The sequence below is a fragment of the Chryseobacterium elymi genome (assembly GCF_003385495.1).
GTDB lineage: Bacteria > Bacteroidota > Bacteroidia > Flavobacteriales > Weeksellaceae > Chryseobacterium > Chryseobacterium elymi.
Window position 1 is genome coordinate 1 of record NZ_QNUH01000015.1, and the last position, 15,462, is coordinate 15,462.

The following is a 15,462-nucleotide window of genomic DNA, read 5'->3' on the forward strand; positions in this document are numbered from 1 at the left end:
TTACTTTAAGTTTAATTGCAAGACCCGGAGCAAAATTCTCCCAGACAGGAGTTGACCGCTACGAACACGGAACACTGGCTCCAACTATTATCCTGAAGTACACTAGAGGAATTGAAGGGCTTTTTAACGGCGATTTCAACTATAACCGCCTTCAATTCATGTTCTACAAGCCTATTCTGATCGGAAGCTGGGGTAAAACTATTGTTAACTTTGAAGCAGGAAAAACTTTTGACACAGTTCCTCTGGCACTGCAGAATGTAATCCCGGGAAACCAGTCATACAGCCTTGCGCAGAATACATTTTCACAGCTTAATTATTATGAATTTGTAGCAGACACCTACTCAACGCTTCATCTTGAACATCATTTCAATGGAAAAATACTTTCATTCATTCCTTTGATTAAAAAGCTGAAACTTAGGGAAATTGCATTTATCAGAACCGCTTACGGAACTTTAAGTGATGCCTCTAAATCCATTAATGTAGACGGGTTCAAATATTCAGCGCCAAGCGAACAGATCTATTTTGAATATGGTTTCGGAATTGAAAATATCGGAATCGGAAACCTCAGGATATTCAGGGTAGATTTTAACTGGAGAGGAAATTATCTTGACAGACCCGATATTTCCACATTCGGAATAAAAGCAGGATTCCAGGTAGGATTTTAAAATACAGCTCTTTATCCTAGTTGACAAGAGATTTTTTATAATCAGATAAAAGGTATCTGCAAAACATAACAGGTTTTAAACTTTTACTGGTATATTCTTTAATACAAAAACCTCAGCGTTGCTGAGGTTTCCTTTTTCAATAACTTTATTTATTTTAACATCCACATGGTTCCGGATCTATAATCATATTACGGCACATTAATCTCTGTTGTGGAGTCCATGTGCACCATTCTACGCAGGTAGTTGCTGGAGGAGGACATGCTAAAGCACCACCATCAATTGTTCTCAATTCTTTTTTAGATAGCTTTTTTAGATTTTTCATAGTATTTTGTTTTAATTTGTCGCCTACTCTATCTGCTTTTCGGCTTCCGCAAATGATTTGTTAGTTGATAGTTAACAAATATATAAATATTTCACTACAATAAGAATATTAGCGAAAATATTTTTCTTTTTACAAAAATTAAACACAAAAAAAAACCTCAGCCATTGACTGAGGTTTAAATTTTATAAAACGCTTAAATAATTACGCGTTTGGCTCTACAGATACGAAAGATCTGTTGTTTGCTTTCTTTCTGAAAACTACTTTACCGTCTACTAATGCAAACAAAGTATGGTCTTTACCAATACCCACGTTTTCACCTGGGTGGTGTTGCGTACCTCTCTGTCTGATAATAATATTTCCGGCAATAGCTTCTTGTCCTCCGAAAATCTTCACACCTAATCTCTTAGAGTGAGACTCTCTACCGTTCTTGGAACTACCGACTCCTTTCTTGTGTGCCATTTTATTACTGGATTATTTGTTAAGTGCTTTAAATTGATCAATATTCTTAACGATAGCAGCATCCACTTCTTCGTGAGTAAGAACATTCTTTTCTAATTCAACTTTAACCGCCTTACCTAAAGTAATTAAAGTTTCTCTGTTTTCTTTAGACTGAGACAGGTTGTTTTTCTTTAAGTGATAGTTCAGTTCGTGATCTTCACCAAAGTTAACAGTTGCATGGTCTGAAAGAACTTCAGCTTTTACAGTTTCTTTTTTAGCAGCTTTCTTAGTACTTCCGTCAAAACCAGTGATACCAGTGATTTTAATTTGAGTTAAAGATTGTCTGTGACCGTTCTTTACCTGATAACCTTTTCTTCTTTTCTTTTTGAAAACGATTACTTTATCAGCTTTTACGTGGTCTAGGATCTCTGCATCTACAGTGATTCCGTTTACAGCTGGGGCGCCAACAGTGATTGAACCGTTTACAGTAAGAAGAATTTTGTCAAAAGAAACTTTGTCTCCTTTTTCTCCTTTTAAACGGTTTACAAACAACTTCTGGTCTTGCTCAACTTTGTATTGAAGCCCTGCTATTTCTACAATTGCAAACATTGTTTATAAATTTTTAGTTATTTCGAGGTGCAAATATATGAATAAAATTCTAAATACCTTACAATCAGTCCCGTATTTTTTTAGTAAAAACATGATAAAAAATCATTTCACTATGATTTGAATAATTTTCCATATTAATATGCTCATAATTAAGAGATAATTTTATACCTTCGTTATCACCAAAAAATATTTTATATGAAAAGAAACTTTAAATTCTGCTTATTTGCAGGAGCCATTGCCGCTTTTTCATTAACAGCGTGCCGTGATGACAAAATGGAAGAATCTGTCCTTCCCGAATCTCAATCTGTAAGTTCAAAGATCGAGCAACCCGGAGAACTTCAAAAGAGCTGCTCTTATGTAGATCAGTACTGGAGCTCAACTGCAATACTCAAAACCGGCCTTCCGAACACAGCAGATACCAACTTCATGAACTCCCAGATGACTAAAATCGCCAGTCTTTGGGGAAGAAGCAACCCTACTCTTCGTTTTGTAGACGATCCGTCCAATTTCAACTCTACTTACAATGCAATCTCTTATTCCACAGGAAAAATTTATTATGGTTACGCAATCTATGCAGACGCAAAGAACAAAGGAGGAGATATCGTGAATGCCATGATCCTTGCTCATGAATATGGCCACCAGCTACAGTACATTTTCGGTCTTCCCACTGTAAGCGAATTTACAGCAAGGCCGAACGAACTGGAAGCGGATGGTTTCGCAGGATATTACTTAAGAAGGCCAAACGGATACAACAAAACCAGTTTCGCTGAAATTGCAGCAGCTTATGAGTTCGCACAGAGTATCGGAGACTACCAGACCACCAGCGCTAATCACCACGGAACTCCCCCTCAAAGAAGATCTGCCGTACGGTTAGGCTTCCTTCTTGGGCAGTACGATCTTAACGCAGCCAATTTTGACTACAATTTCTTCTACTATTATCAGGGCGTATTAAACGGCACATACAAAATGGGGAAAAACACTATGAACCCTGAGATCGATGCATATATGAGCCAATATATCGATGAGCTTAGAAAGATCCAAAGCGGAGAGATTTCTGAAGAAGAATTTAAGCAACTTAAATAACATTCATTTTTAGCATATTTAACAAAGGAGACAGGCAGCAATGTTCTGTCTCTTTTAATTTATTCAATAAATATCCCAAAGTTTATTACTTTTGAACCATATCCTACAATAAATGAATAGAGATCTCTACATCGACTTTGCAAAGGGAATGGCAACCCTCTCCATTATATTCATCCATACCGCTTTTTGGTCCGGGCAGTTTTATATTCCTGCCGAGGTCAGAGTATTTTCCCTGGTATTTGACGTAGCCCTCTTTTATGCTTTAAGCGGAATTACTTCAGGATCGAACATCGAAAAAACATTCTACAGGTTATTAAAACTTCAGATCACTTATATGATCTTTGTAACATTTCTGTTTTTTCTGGATTATTTTTTCAAAGTCTTCGGATTAACATTCTTTTCTATGGAATGGCTCCAGAACTTCTATTCAACCTTTGGCTCAAAATATGCAGCGACCAGCGTATCAGATATTCCGCAATGGCAGAATCTGGGGAACTGGTTTCTTCATCAGTACACCAACGCAGACACTTTTCCGGTTGTCATGGGAAGCTTCTGGTATCTGAAAGTATATTTCATTCTGGCGGTTTTCGGAGTGCTGATTTTAAGATTCTTCCCAAAACATGTCAACTGGTTTACAGGACTATGCCTGGCTCTGACTTTAATATTCAATATTTTTCCGGAATATTATCCTGGAGGGCAGGTAGGCTATGTCGCCTTTTATCTTGCCATCTTTTTAATTGCCAACAGAATGCGTGGTAAAAAAATCCCCGCAAAAGTAATTCCTGTTCTATATGCAATAGTCGCAGCAGCCTTGATCTGTATGTTCTGGTATTACGGAAACGACATCTTTTATAAAATCAATAAGAACAAATTCCCACCAAAAATCCCTTATATCATTTGGTCATTATTTTCGTTAACGACATTATTTGTACTCTATAACAGACTAAAAATTACAAAAGAAAATTTCGTTACCTACATTGGTAAGAATGCTATATTCTTTTATTTCGCACAGGGTATAAGCTCATCTCTCGTATATTTTATTGTGGTTACTTTACAGGAAGACATACCGTGGTGGATGCTCATGATCTTAATTTATATCATCAATGTAATCCTTGCTTTCATTATTGCGTTCGGATTGAAGAAAGTGGATGATATGGGCTGGAAAATTCTGGAATTTTTAAGAAAAAAAACAACTTCTTAAAGCTTTAGCAATCAATTTGAAATAAAATAATTTTTCTTATCGCAATTTATTTTAATTTTACAGAAAATTCAAAGCATGTTTAAGTTGAAACTTCCCACCGATCCAAGATGGGCAAATATTGCAGAGGAAAACATTGAAGAAATTTTAACGGATCACGCGTGGTGTGAGCAGAAAGCAGCAACCAATGCTATCGGCTTAATCACTATGCTTCCCGAATATCCTGAAATCGTTACGGAGCTTCTCGCCATTGCGCAGGAAGAGCTTGATCATTTCAATCAGGTGCACGAAATCATAAAAAAAAGAGGCTATGCTTTTGGAAGGCCGAGAAAAGATGATTATGTGAATGAACTGGCCAGATTTATCATCCAGGGAAGCAGGGAAGATCTAATTGTAGACAAAATGCTTTTTGCTGCTATGATAGAAGCCAGAAGCTGTGAAAGATTTAAGGTTCTTACTGAAAACATTAAAGATGAAGAGCTCAAGACTTTTTATAAAGAGCTTATGATCTCTGAAGCTAACCACTATACAACATTTATAGGATTTGCAAGACAGCTTGGAAATCCTGAAAAAGTAAACAAACGCTGGGACGCGTGGCTGGAATATGAAGCCAATATCATTAAATCTTACGGAAACAAAGAAACAATCCACGGTTAAAAATAAAAAAGTAAAGAATCCGCGTTGAAAAAACTGACCTTCGAAAATATTGCCAATTTTTTTCTGAAAAACTTCTTTCAGGGGCTGGTTATTATTGGCCCAATCGGGCTTACCATCTTTGTGATCTGGTATGTTGTAAGCGCTGTTGACAATATTATTCCCTCTGTCGCAAAAGAGATTCCGGGTCTGGTTTTTGTTTCAACACTCCTCATTACAGCAGTTCTGGGATATCTCGGAAATAAATTTGTAGTAGGGAAATTCTTTGTCGATACCATGGACAGCCTTCTGGAAAAAATTCCGGGAGTAAAGCATATTTATACCCCTACAAAAGACGTCATGTCATCATTTGTAGGAGACAAAAAGAAATTCAACGATCCTGTCTGGGTAAAGACGAATGAAAATCCTGAGATCTGGAGAATCGGCTTTCTGACCCAAAAAGAAATGTCGGACGTTGAAAAGCACAATTACGTTGCGGTATATCTGCCCCATTCTTATGCTATTTCAGGATGGGTAATTGTTACTGAAGAAAAAAACATCAAACCTGTAGTGGGAATGACAGCTGCTTCTGCCATGAAGTTTGCGGTAAGCGGCGGTGTCGCAGGATTCCATTCAGATGACAATATATTTAAAGCTCCGGAATAGCTTTTTCTGTTCCTTTTAAATATACATTGATGGATTTGAAATTATTTTCAAACAGATTTTCTTTACAAACAATCTAATAAAATATTTTAACGCATGAAATTACCGTACGCGGAACCATTCCGTATTAAAATGGTTGAGGAGATCTACCAGTCCACAAGAGAAGAAAGAGAGCAATGGCTGAAAGAAGCCAATTATAATCTTTTTAATCTAAAATCATCACAGGTTTTTATTGACCTTCTTACCGATTCCGGAACAGGAGCCATGTCTGACAGACAATGGGGCGCACTGATGACCGGAGACGAAAGCTATGCTGGATCCCGCTCTTTTGAACAGCTTCACAACACCGTTGAGAAGATCACCGGTTTTAAATATTTATTACCCACCCACCAGGGAAGAGCCGCAGAAAATGTTCTCTTCTCAGTTCTTGTTAAAGAAGGTGATATAGTTCCCGGAAATTCCCATTTTGACACCACAAAAGGTCACATCGAGTTTAGAAAAGCACATGCTATCGACTGTACTATTGATGAAGCTTTTGACATTAACGACTTACACCCTTTTAAAGGAAATATCGATTTAGAAAAATTAGAAGAAGTTTATAAAAGCTATCCTAAAGAAAAGATCCCCTTCTGCCTGATTACGATCACCTGCAACTCTTCAGGGGGACAGCCTGTTTCATTGGAAAATATGAAAGCGGTAAGAGAACTGTCCAACCGTTATGGAATTCCAGTTTTCTTTGATTCAGCGAGATTTGCAGAAAATGCTTATTTCATCAAAAAAAGAGAAAACGGTCAGGAAAACAGAAGCATTAAAGAAATCTGTAAAGAAGTCTTCTCATATGGAGACGGAATGACGATGAGCTCCAAGAAGGACGGCTTGGTTAATATCGGAGGATTTATTGCCTTAAACAGTGAGGAAATTTTCAGAAAAGCGTCCAATTTTACAATTATATATGAAGGGTTCATCACCTATGGAGGAATGGCCGGAAGAGATATGGCCGCTTTAGCTGTAGGTTTAAATGAAGCGACTGAGTTCACCTACCTTGAAAGCAGAATTTCACAGGTTGAATATCTTGGAAACAAGCTAATGGAATATGGAATTCCAGTTCAGAAACCAATTGGTGGTCATGCGGTATTCATTGATTCTCTAAATTTCCTTCCAAAAGTATCCAGAGCGGAATATCCTGCACAAACCCTAGGACTAGAGATCTACAAAGAAGCCGGAATCAGAACGGTAGAGATCGGTACGCTACTAGCAGACAGAGATCCCGAAACCAGGGAAAACCGTTATCCAAAACTGGAACTGGTACGCCTTGCCATTCCAAGAAGAACATACACGAACAATCACATGGATTATATTGCGGCAGCAATCAAAAATGTTTATGAAAGGCGTGAGGAAATCTCAAAAGGATATAAAATTACTTGGGAGCCGGACCTGTTAAGACACTTTACAGTACAGCTTGAAGAAGCATAAAAATAAAACCGGGATTTATTTCCCGGTTTTTTTATCTACTACTATTGAATAAAATATTAATTCCACTTCTTCAAAAACACATAAAACGTCATGCTTTTTATTTTATTTTCAAATAATTTTAAGCCAAATTCAATTATCGCCTTAAATTAATTAATGTTTTTACTTTACATTTGCACTTTCCAAAAAACGATATTAAGAAATATAACAGAAACACTAACTGAAAAAATCCATTATTCCGAAAGTGAAGAAAATTTCCGTCGTGGGCGCCGGCATCTCCGGTTTAAGCATAGCGAATTACTTAGAAAAACACCAATTAGATTACCACATTTACGAAAGGAGAAAACAGGATGATCTTACCGGTCATGGCTTTCTTCTTCCCAAAGAAGGGATAGAATATCTTTCACAGATTATTGACCTTTCCTTACTCTATAAACAGGGTAAGTTTTTAAAGAAATACATCCGGTACTCACATACAGGGAAAATACTTGCAGAAAAGGATCTCCATGATGTTTTTGTTATCTCTAGAAACTCTCTGATCAAGATTCTCGCCCAGAATATTCCGGCTGAAAAGATCTCATATGAAGAAACAATATCTCCATGCAATCTCCAAAAAGGGAAACTAAAAAAGCATGACGGAACCTATTTAGATTCTGATTTGGCAATTATTTCAGACGGCTCAAGAAGCAGAATCAGAAGAAAAATTTTTGAGGATGAAAAAATGAAAGCCGTTTTAGAAAATGAAGTGGTCAATATTATCGAAAATGAAGAAATTGCCAGCAGACTTGAAAACAATTTTTTGAAATTTCATCATGAAAACGGCGGACTTACTTTCGGAGTATTAAAACTTTCCTCTACAAAAATCCTTTGGTACTGCCAGTTTGATATAACCAGATTCTTCATCAATGACGATTATACCCCAGACTGCATCAAACAGTTCATTGTAGATAATTTCGGAGACTGGAATCCTCTTATCTCTTCGATCATCAATGATTCCACCTATGAAAATGCACACATATGGAGGGTGTATGAATTGGAAAAACTCAACCCTTTTTATTACGAAAACGTTGTATTCATAGGTGATGCAGCTCACCCCCTGATTCCTTTTACAAGCCAGGGTGTTACTTCGGCTCTAAAAGATTCTTATGTTTTAACAAATCTCTTACTGGAAGGGAATAATCTCCCGGAAACTTTTCAAAAATATGAGGAAGTGAGAAAAGCAGAAATTGAGATCCACATCAAAAACGGAAGAGCATTACTGAACCAGTTTCTGCTGCCATTAAACGAGCAGCAAAAAAACACCTTACCAATTTCATACAAATAAAAATGTTTACAAATAAAGATATCAATTTCGAAGCCCTGAAAAGAAAAGCGTATAACGGAAGATGGGCGACTCTGGAAAACGGGATTATTCCTTTAACAGCAGCAGATCCGGATTTCAGAATGTCTCCCGAGATCGAGCAAGGAATTATTGAATACATTAAAGACGGATACCTCAGCTATGGACCGTTTTCAGGAATTCCCGAATTCAAAAAAAGCGTTACAAAACATTTTAATACGGAAAAAAACGGAAGTTTCAAACCGGAAAATATCTTAGCTGTAAACAGTGCCGCCCAAGGGATGTTTCTGATTGCCAAATATGTTCTGGGGCCCGGGGATGAGGCTATTATTTTCGACCCTGTTGATTTCCTGTTCAAAAAAACAGTGGAAGCAGCGGGTGGAAACATCAAATTATGCGCTGTTGATTCCAGAACAGGAGAGATAGATTTTGAAATGCTGACTTCTTTAATCTCATCAAAAACAAAACTGATTAGCATCTGTAATCCTCACAATCCGGTGGGACGAGTTTATTCAAAAGAGGTTTTAGTAAAAATTTCCGAAATAGCTGAAACTCACGATCTGTGGGTAATGAGTGATGAGATCTGGAGTGATATTATTTATGATAAAAAACAATTCAATACCTATTCTTCAGTATCAGAAGCTGCAAAGAAAAAGAGCTTTACTATTTTTGGTTTTTCAAAATCATTCGGAATTGCCGGCTTAAGAATTGGAGCTGTTTTGTGTAATGATCAGGAACTTTTAGATGATTTCACCGAAAAATCCCAGTTCAACTCTACCATTGAGGGTGTTTCCACATTATCACAAATTGCAGCAAGTGTAGCTATTGAAAAGGCTAAACCCTGGTTTAGTAACTTCCTTGATCACCTGCAGCACAACAGGGATCTTGCCTATAGTATATTGAGTAATTCCGGTATTTTAACCCCTAATTTACCCGAAGCTACTTTTGTTATCTTTCCGAAAATTGAAAATGGATTTTCAAGCGAAGCCTTTACACAGCACGTTTTAAAAGAGGGAAAAGTAGCAGTTGTTCCCGGCTCTGAAAGATGGTTTGGAAAAGGTGCTGAAGGTCATATCCGGATCTGCTTTTCTACTTCCACGGAAATTCTGGAAGAGGGACTTAACCGCATTATCAAAAGTTTTTAAAGTTAAAAAATTTCGTGTTTTTTATATTATTAATTAAAATTTTTCTTTATTTGGTGAAAATTTAACGTAATTTAAATAATTCTTACACAATAACATATTTTCGTATTGATTTAACAGTTAATTTCAATATTTTTGATACAATCACTAACATAAATACGAAATATGAAATTGAAGTACACAAGTGTTCTTTTTTTAGGAACAGTATCCATGCTGTATTCGCAAAATACAAATGATACAATTTCTAAGGAATCAAAAATAGAAGAAATTTCTATTACCGGAAGCCGGAATAAAAAAAGAACTGTTACCAACACTCCTGTTCCCGTTGATGTAATTGATATCAAACAGGTTAGCCAGTCGACGGGGCAGATAGAAGTGAACCAGCTTCTTCAGTTCAGTGCACCTTCCTTTAATTCCAATAAGCAGTCTGGGTCAGACGGCGCTGATGCAACAGACCCTGCAACCCTCCGAGGACTTGGGCCAGATCAGACCCTTCTTTTACTGAACGGAAAAAGATATCATCAGTCCTCACTGATCAATGTCTTCGGAACAAAAGGAAGAGGAAATACAGGATCGGATATGAACACCATTCCGATCGGGGCAATAAAAAGGATTGAAGTACTTCGGGACGGAGCTTCTGCACAATATGGATCTGACGCAATAGCCGGAGTTATCAATGTTATTCTTAATGACCGTAACCATGGTTTTGAGGGGAATGCTTTTTATGGAATGAATCTTTTTAAAAGCCCGGGGAACAAAGATGTGGTGTCGGATCATAAAGTAGACGGAACTACTTTTGATTTCAGCGGAAATCTGGGAACCCAAATAGGCAACAAAGGAGGTTTCGGTAATTTCACTGTTGAATTTGTCAATAAAGACCGTACCATACGGAATGCCAATCCGGAAAAGTATTCATCTCCGAGAGAAAGGTTTGGGGATGCAAAATCTCAGAATATTTATTTCTTCGGAAATATAGAGCTTCCTCTGTCTGACGGCTTGAAATTCTATTCCCGCCAGGGATTTTCCCATCGTAAGACGAATGCTTATGCATGGACAAGATCAGCAGATGCGGACGGAAACGTTCCGGAAGTATATCCCAATGGATTTAATCCTATGCAAAATACCAGCATTACGGATTTCACTTTCGACAATGGACTGAAATTTAAAGTCGCTGACTGGGATGTCGATTTTTACAATGCATTTGGAAGCAACAGATTTACTTATCAGATCGACAATACCATCAACGCAACTCTGGGAATAAAATCTCCTACGAGTTTTAATGCCGGCGGACATTCTCTTTTGCAGAATACAACCGGTTTTAATGCTTCAAAACAGTTTAAGGTATTGGAGGGGCTAAACGTTGCTTTCGGATCCGAGTTCAGGTATGAAGAGTTTGGGATCATCAAAGGAGAAGAAGCATCCTATGCAATGTATGACATTAACGGAAACATTGTAACAACCGATACTCCTGAAGACCTGCTTGTTACCAATCCTTTATCAGGTGATGTACGTCCCGGCGGTTCTCAAGGGTTTCCGGGATATTCACAGGAATTTAACAAAAACAGGAATAATTTTGCGGCTTATGTAGACACTGAACTCGACATTACCAAAGACTGGATGATCAGCGTGGCAGGAAGGTTTGAAAACTACAGTGATTTCGGAAGTACTTTGAATGGTAAATTTGCGACACGGTATGCTATTACTCCCCAATTTGCATTCAGAGGTTCGGTTTCTACAGGATTCAGAGCTCCTTCTCTCGCACAGAAGTATTACAGTCTTCAATTTACAAACTTTCAAGGGGGAAACCTTGTAACGATACAGCTTGCAGCTAATGATAGTGACCTGGCACAAACAGTTGGAATTCCACAATTAAAGCAAGAAACCTCGTTAAATGGAAGTGCTGGCTTCACTTTCAATACAGGAAAGTTCACGGCAACAGTGGATGGATATTACATTAAAGTAAAAGACCGAATTGTATTGACAGGAAATTTCACACAGGATGATGATGCTATAGGCCAAATACTAGCTGATAACCATATCGACCAGGCCCAGTTTTTCACCAATGCAATAGATACCAGAACAAAAGGTGTTGATATTATCTTAAGCTACACGGAAAATATTGGTTCGGGAAAGCTTTCCGCTACTTTAGCAGGTAACTACAACGAAATGGAAATCACCAGGATAAACACTTCAGAAAAATTAAAAGGAAAAGAAGATGTCTATCTGAGTGCGAGAGAAAGAGCATTTATTTTAGCATCCGCTCCTAAAACAAAGGTCAATCTGAATTTAAATTACAAAATTGATAAGTTCAATGCCAATCTTCAGCTGGTAAGATTTGATAAGGTAAAGCTGATAGGCTACAACGGTGCAGATGACTACCAGCTTTATGGTGCAAAAGTGACTACCGACCTGTCCTTCGGCTATGAGTTTTCTAAAAGCTTTAATCTTACAATAGGAAGCAAAAACCTTTTTAACCGCTATCCTACTCTGCAGACGGCACATGTAGATGGTAATACAGAATCCGGAGGTATTTTCGATCCTGTACAGATGGGTTTTGCAGGAAGGCAGGCTTTCGCAAGACTTAATTTTAAGTTTTAAAAATAATATAATGTAGCTGTATCAGTGTAAATAATAATCACCAGTATGATTTTGTTGAAATAATCTGCTGATACAGCCACTTTTATTTTTTAGAAATCTTATAGAGTTTTCCGCTGTCTGTGACGGCATACAGGCTACCATCAATTCCATCCAGCACATCTCTGAAACGCTCTTTCTGGTCAGCAAGAAGGCGTTCTTCCCCCACCACCTTATTATCTTTCATAACAATCCTGTTAATGTGTTCGCCACTTAAACATCCGATGATAAGATTTCCTTTCCATTCCTCAATATTTCCGGTATAGAAAGTGACTCCACTCGGAGAAATTACAGGATCCCAATAATAAACGGGCTGTTCTGTTCCTTCTTTTTGGGTAATACCATCTCCCACTTTGGATCCGGAATATTCAATTCCATAAGTCACATCTCCCCAGCCATAATTTTTTCCTGGCTGTATCAGATTGATTTCATCACCACCTCTGGGGCCCATTTCAACATCCCAAAGAGTGCCGTTCGGGTCTATTGCCATTCCCTGCGGATTTCTTATACCATAGGCATGAATTTCCGGCTTATATCCCTGTTTTCCAATAAATGGATTCCCGGGAGCCGGCTTTCCGTCTTTGGTGATTTTTACTATTTTTCCTAAATAATTATCTGTTTTCTGGGCATACACTCTTGTTTGTTTGTCTGATCTTTCGCCGGTACTTACAAATAAATTGCCGTCCCTGTCAAAAGCCAGCCTGCTTCCATAATGCTTATCACCATCATAGGAAGGTTCTGCACGGAAAATAACTTTAACTTCTGAAATATTTTTAAGATCTGCTGAGAGTCTCCCTTTCGCTACCGAAGTCAGATTTCCTTCGCCAAACGGTTCTGAAAAACTGAAATAAATAATATTATTCGTTTTAAAATCCGGATCAAGAGCTACATCCAGCATTCCTCCCTGTCCTTTTGAATCTACTTTTGGAAATCCTTCAATTTTAGAAACCTGTTTTCCATTTGTTGAAACTACATTCATATGGCCGTTTTTATCAGTAATAAGAAACCTTCCGTCAGGAAGATTAACCATTCCCCATGGCCTGCCAAGGTCTTTATTAAGGACTTCAACTTTATAGGCTGTTGTGGTCTTTACAGCTTTAATTCTGGTTTGTCCATCAAAAGCGGGCTTATAATTCGTATTCGGTTTTTCGGTTTCTACACTACCGTCTTTTCCTGTCTGCTGGGCATTTGCATTGTTCTTCTTACATGAGGATAAAAGTAAAAAAACACTGAGTGCCGGTACATAAATTGGGTTGATTTTCATAGTATTGTAATTAGTGATAACAAAAATAATGGAAAAATAATGCCACAAAAATTTGCAGATGAAAATTTTTATTCTACATTTGTAGAATAAATTACAACGTTGTAGAATGAAAGAGATAAAATTAACCGATTCGGAAAAAAATCTTATGGAAATCCTTTGGGAAAAGAAGCGAGTTTTCATGAAAGACATTCTTGATTCGTATCCTGAACCCAAACCTGCCGCGACAACCATCGCCACTCTGCTGAAAAGAATGCAGAATAAAGACCTGGTAGGTTATACATTGTATGGAAATTCCCGTGAATACTATCCAAAAGTGGTGAAAGAGGAATATTTTAATGAGGAAATGACCTCCATGATTGACCGTTTTTTCAACAGCTCGGTGACTCAGTTTGCATCATTTTTTACTTCTAATGCAAAGTTCAGTCAGAAGCAGTTGAAAGAACTCCGTGATATAATAGATCAACAGATAAAAGAATAAAAATGTTCATCATTGTTCTAAAAATGTTGCTGTGTTCTTCAGCATTCATCTCTGTATATTATCTGTTTTTGGAAAAAGAAAAAATGTATCTGTTTAACAGGTTTTATTTGATTTTTTCTTTGATTTTCTCCCATGTAATTCCATTCATTTCCTTCACAGTACAGTCACCAAAAACAGAGAATAAGTCTAGGATCATATTTGAAGATACGGCACAGCTGATTATCCCCATCCAATCTGCCCAGGAAAGTTTTGACTGGATGAACATTGCATGGCTCATCTATGGAGCCGTTGCTCTTTTCCTTTTAATAAAAAGCATCCTGTCAATTATAGCCATCAAAAAAATACAGGCTGAAAAAAGGATCTATCAGAATTACAAGGTCATGGTAACCCGTGAAAACCTTCCTCCTTTTAGCTTTTGGAATACTATTTATTTAGGTGAAAATTATCTAAGAAATAATGTAATCGACCCAAGAATATTTCTTCATGAAAAAACTCATATTGACCAAAAGCACAGCATAGAGCTTATTTTTATAGAAATCCTAAAAATTTTCATATGGTTCAATCCCGTGCTTCTTATTTATAAAAAAGTGATCATCACTAACCATGAATTTCTTGCAGACGAAGCTGTTTTGAACAGCAGATACAATATAAAAGAGTACCAGAATTTAATTCTTGATGAGATTATCAGTATCCAGAACCTGCCTCTTACCCATTCATTTAATTTTAGCAACACCAAAAAACGATTTATTATGATGACAAAGACAAAACCCAGATTCATTGTTCTGAAAAAAGCAGCCAGCATCACGGCTTTGATTGCCGCTACAGCTTTATTTGCAGAAAGAACATACGCGGTCAAACCGGAAAATAGCAGCCTCAAAAATCACAACACCTCTGATTTTTCAAATGTTTTCACCAATGGAGTCAGTCAAAATGCAAGAACAGCAAAAAAACAGCAACACTATCAGGTTTCTTTAATGCCCTATAGTGATTTTGAAAAAAGAACGGAGAAAAAACCCCATACAGCAATGGAATTCAAAACGGAAAGCATAAAAGCTGTTACAGATACTATCTCCCCAAAGAAAACAGCACAAATAAATAGTAATGAGGGTAATAACACAAATGTAAACCAACAACAGGATAGGGATTTTGTTCAAGCAGAATTTCCAGAAGGAGCAAAATTACTTCGCTCAAAAATTGGGTCAATGCTTGATACAAGTATATTTGACGGAAAAGAAAAACTGGTAAAATCAACAGCACATATACATGTTGATGAAACCGGAAAAATAAGTCAAATAACAGCTTCCGGTGATAATGAGGCATTCAATAAAGAAATTATTAAAACCGTTACAGCAGTAAATAACGGAATGGTATGGAAGCCCGCAACAAGAAATGGAAAAGCGACAGCAAGCGTCTTTACATTGCCTATGACCATGAGTTTTCAGTAAGATTAATTAACAAGCGCTATAAGTTTAGCGCTTTTTTATTTTATATATATTATGGATGGATGAAAACCCACCATCAAAA

15 protein-coding genes are annotated in these 15,462 nt (G+C 37.3%); 11 read left to right on the forward strand and 4 right to left on the reverse strand.

The window, feature by feature from the left end; genetic code table 11:
* Window positions 1–665 (forward strand): DUF5686 family protein (locus DRF60_RS15605; RefSeq protein WP_238640224.1); only part of this gene is annotated, 665 nt, incomplete at its 5' end.
* Between the two features lie 154 nt (window positions 666–819).
* On the opposite strand, the gene DRF60_RS21960 is transcribed toward DRF60_RS15605, so the two are convergent.
* The 3 genes from DRF60_RS21960 to rplU form a co-directional block, all read right to left on the reverse strand.
* Window positions 820–987 carry a bacteriocin-like protein gene (locus tag DRF60_RS21960; protein ID WP_449384870.1) on the reverse strand — a complete coding sequence of 56 codons (168 nt, stop codon included), beginning with the start codon at window positions 985–987 and terminating at the stop codon, window positions 820–822.
* 201 nt (window positions 988–1,188) lie between these two features.
* Window positions 1,189–1,446 carry a 50S ribosomal protein L27 gene (rpmA, locus tag DRF60_RS15610; RefSeq protein ID WP_111953703.1) on the reverse strand — a complete coding sequence of 86 codons (258 nt, stop codon included), beginning with the start codon at window positions 1,444–1,446 and terminating at the stop codon, window positions 1,189–1,191.
* A gap of 12 nt (window positions 1,447–1,458) precedes the next feature.
* Complete coding sequence (gene rplU / locus DRF60_RS15615; protein WP_116012935.1) at window positions 1,459–2,034, reverse strand: 50S ribosomal protein L21; 576 nt, start codon at window positions 2,032–2,034, stop codon at window positions 1,459–1,461.
* Window positions 2,035–2,229: 195 nt separating this feature from the next.
* Between rplU and DRF60_RS15620 the strand changes: the two genes are divergently transcribed.
* The 8 genes from DRF60_RS15620 to DRF60_RS15655 all read left to right on the forward strand — a co-directional run bounded on the left by DRF60_RS15620 (window position 2,230) and on the right by DRF60_RS15655 (window position 12,160).
* Window positions 2,230–3,117: a neutral zinc metallopeptidase gene (locus DRF60_RS15620; protein WP_116012936.1), complete on the forward strand. Its 888-nt coding sequence runs from the start codon at window positions 2,230–2,232 to the stop codon at window positions 3,115–3,117.
* A 112-nt stretch (window positions 3,118–3,229) separates the two neighbouring features.
* A complete protein-coding gene (locus DRF60_RS15625) occupies window positions 3,230–4,318 on the forward strand; it encodes an acyltransferase family protein (RefSeq protein WP_116012937.1) in 1,089 nt (362 codons plus the stop codon).
* Window positions 4,319–4,393: 75 nt separating this feature from the next.
* Window positions 4,394–4,972 carry a tRNA-(ms[2]io[6]A)-hydroxylase gene (gene miaE / locus DRF60_RS15630; RefSeq protein WP_116012938.1) on the forward strand — a complete coding sequence of 193 codons (579 nt, stop codon included), beginning with the start codon at window positions 4,394–4,396 and terminating at the stop codon, window positions 4,970–4,972.
* A 24-nt stretch (window positions 4,973–4,996) separates the two neighbouring features.
* Complete coding sequence (locus DRF60_RS15635; RefSeq protein WP_116012939.1) at window positions 4,997–5,614, forward strand: DUF502 domain-containing protein; 618 nt, start codon at window positions 4,997–4,999, stop codon at window positions 5,612–5,614.
* A 93-nt stretch (window positions 5,615–5,707) separates the two neighbouring features.
* A complete protein-coding gene (locus tag DRF60_RS15640) occupies window positions 5,708–7,084 on the forward strand; it encodes a tryptophanase (protein ID WP_116012940.1) in 1,377 nt (458 codons plus the stop codon).
* 241 nt (window positions 7,085–7,325) lie between these two features.
* Entirely contained in the window at window positions 7,326–8,405 is a 1,080-nt protein-coding gene (locus DRF60_RS15645; protein WP_116012941.1) for an FAD-dependent monooxygenase, read from the forward strand.
* 2 nt (window positions 8,406–8,407) lie between these two features.
* The gene (locus DRF60_RS15650; protein ID WP_116012942.1) at window positions 8,408–9,565 is read left to right on the forward strand and encodes a pyridoxal phosphate-dependent aminotransferase; all 1,158 of its coding nucleotides are present in this window, start codon (window positions 8,408–8,410) and stop codon (window positions 9,563–9,565) included.
* A gap of 162 nt (window positions 9,566–9,727) precedes the next feature.
* A complete protein-coding gene (locus DRF60_RS15655; protein WP_116012943.1) occupies window positions 9,728–12,160 on the forward strand; it encodes a TonB-dependent receptor plug domain-containing protein in 2,433 nt (810 codons plus the stop codon).
* Between the two features lie 82 nt (window positions 12,161–12,242).
* Here the strand turns inward: DRF60_RS15655 and DRF60_RS15660 are convergent, their stop codons facing one another.
* Window positions 12,243–13,460: a PQQ-dependent sugar dehydrogenase gene (locus DRF60_RS15660; RefSeq protein WP_116012944.1), complete on the reverse strand. Its 1,218-nt coding sequence runs from the start codon at window positions 13,458–13,460 to the stop codon at window positions 12,243–12,245.
* A 106-nt stretch (window positions 13,461–13,566) separates the two neighbouring features.
* Here DRF60_RS15660 and DRF60_RS15665 point away from each other — a divergent pair, with 106 nt between their 5' ends.
* Window positions 13,567–13,938 carry a BlaI/MecI/CopY family transcriptional regulator gene (locus tag DRF60_RS15665; protein ID WP_116012945.1) on the forward strand — a complete coding sequence of 124 codons (372 nt, stop codon included), beginning with the start codon at window positions 13,567–13,569 and terminating at the stop codon, window positions 13,936–13,938.
* 2 nt (window positions 13,939–13,940) lie between these two features.
* Window positions 13,941–15,383, forward strand: a complete 1,443-nt coding sequence (locus tag DRF60_RS15670) for a M56 family metallopeptidase (RefSeq protein ID WP_116012946.1) — start codon at window positions 13,941–13,943, stop codon at window positions 15,381–15,383.
* Window positions 15,384–15,462: the final 79 nt, after the last annotated feature.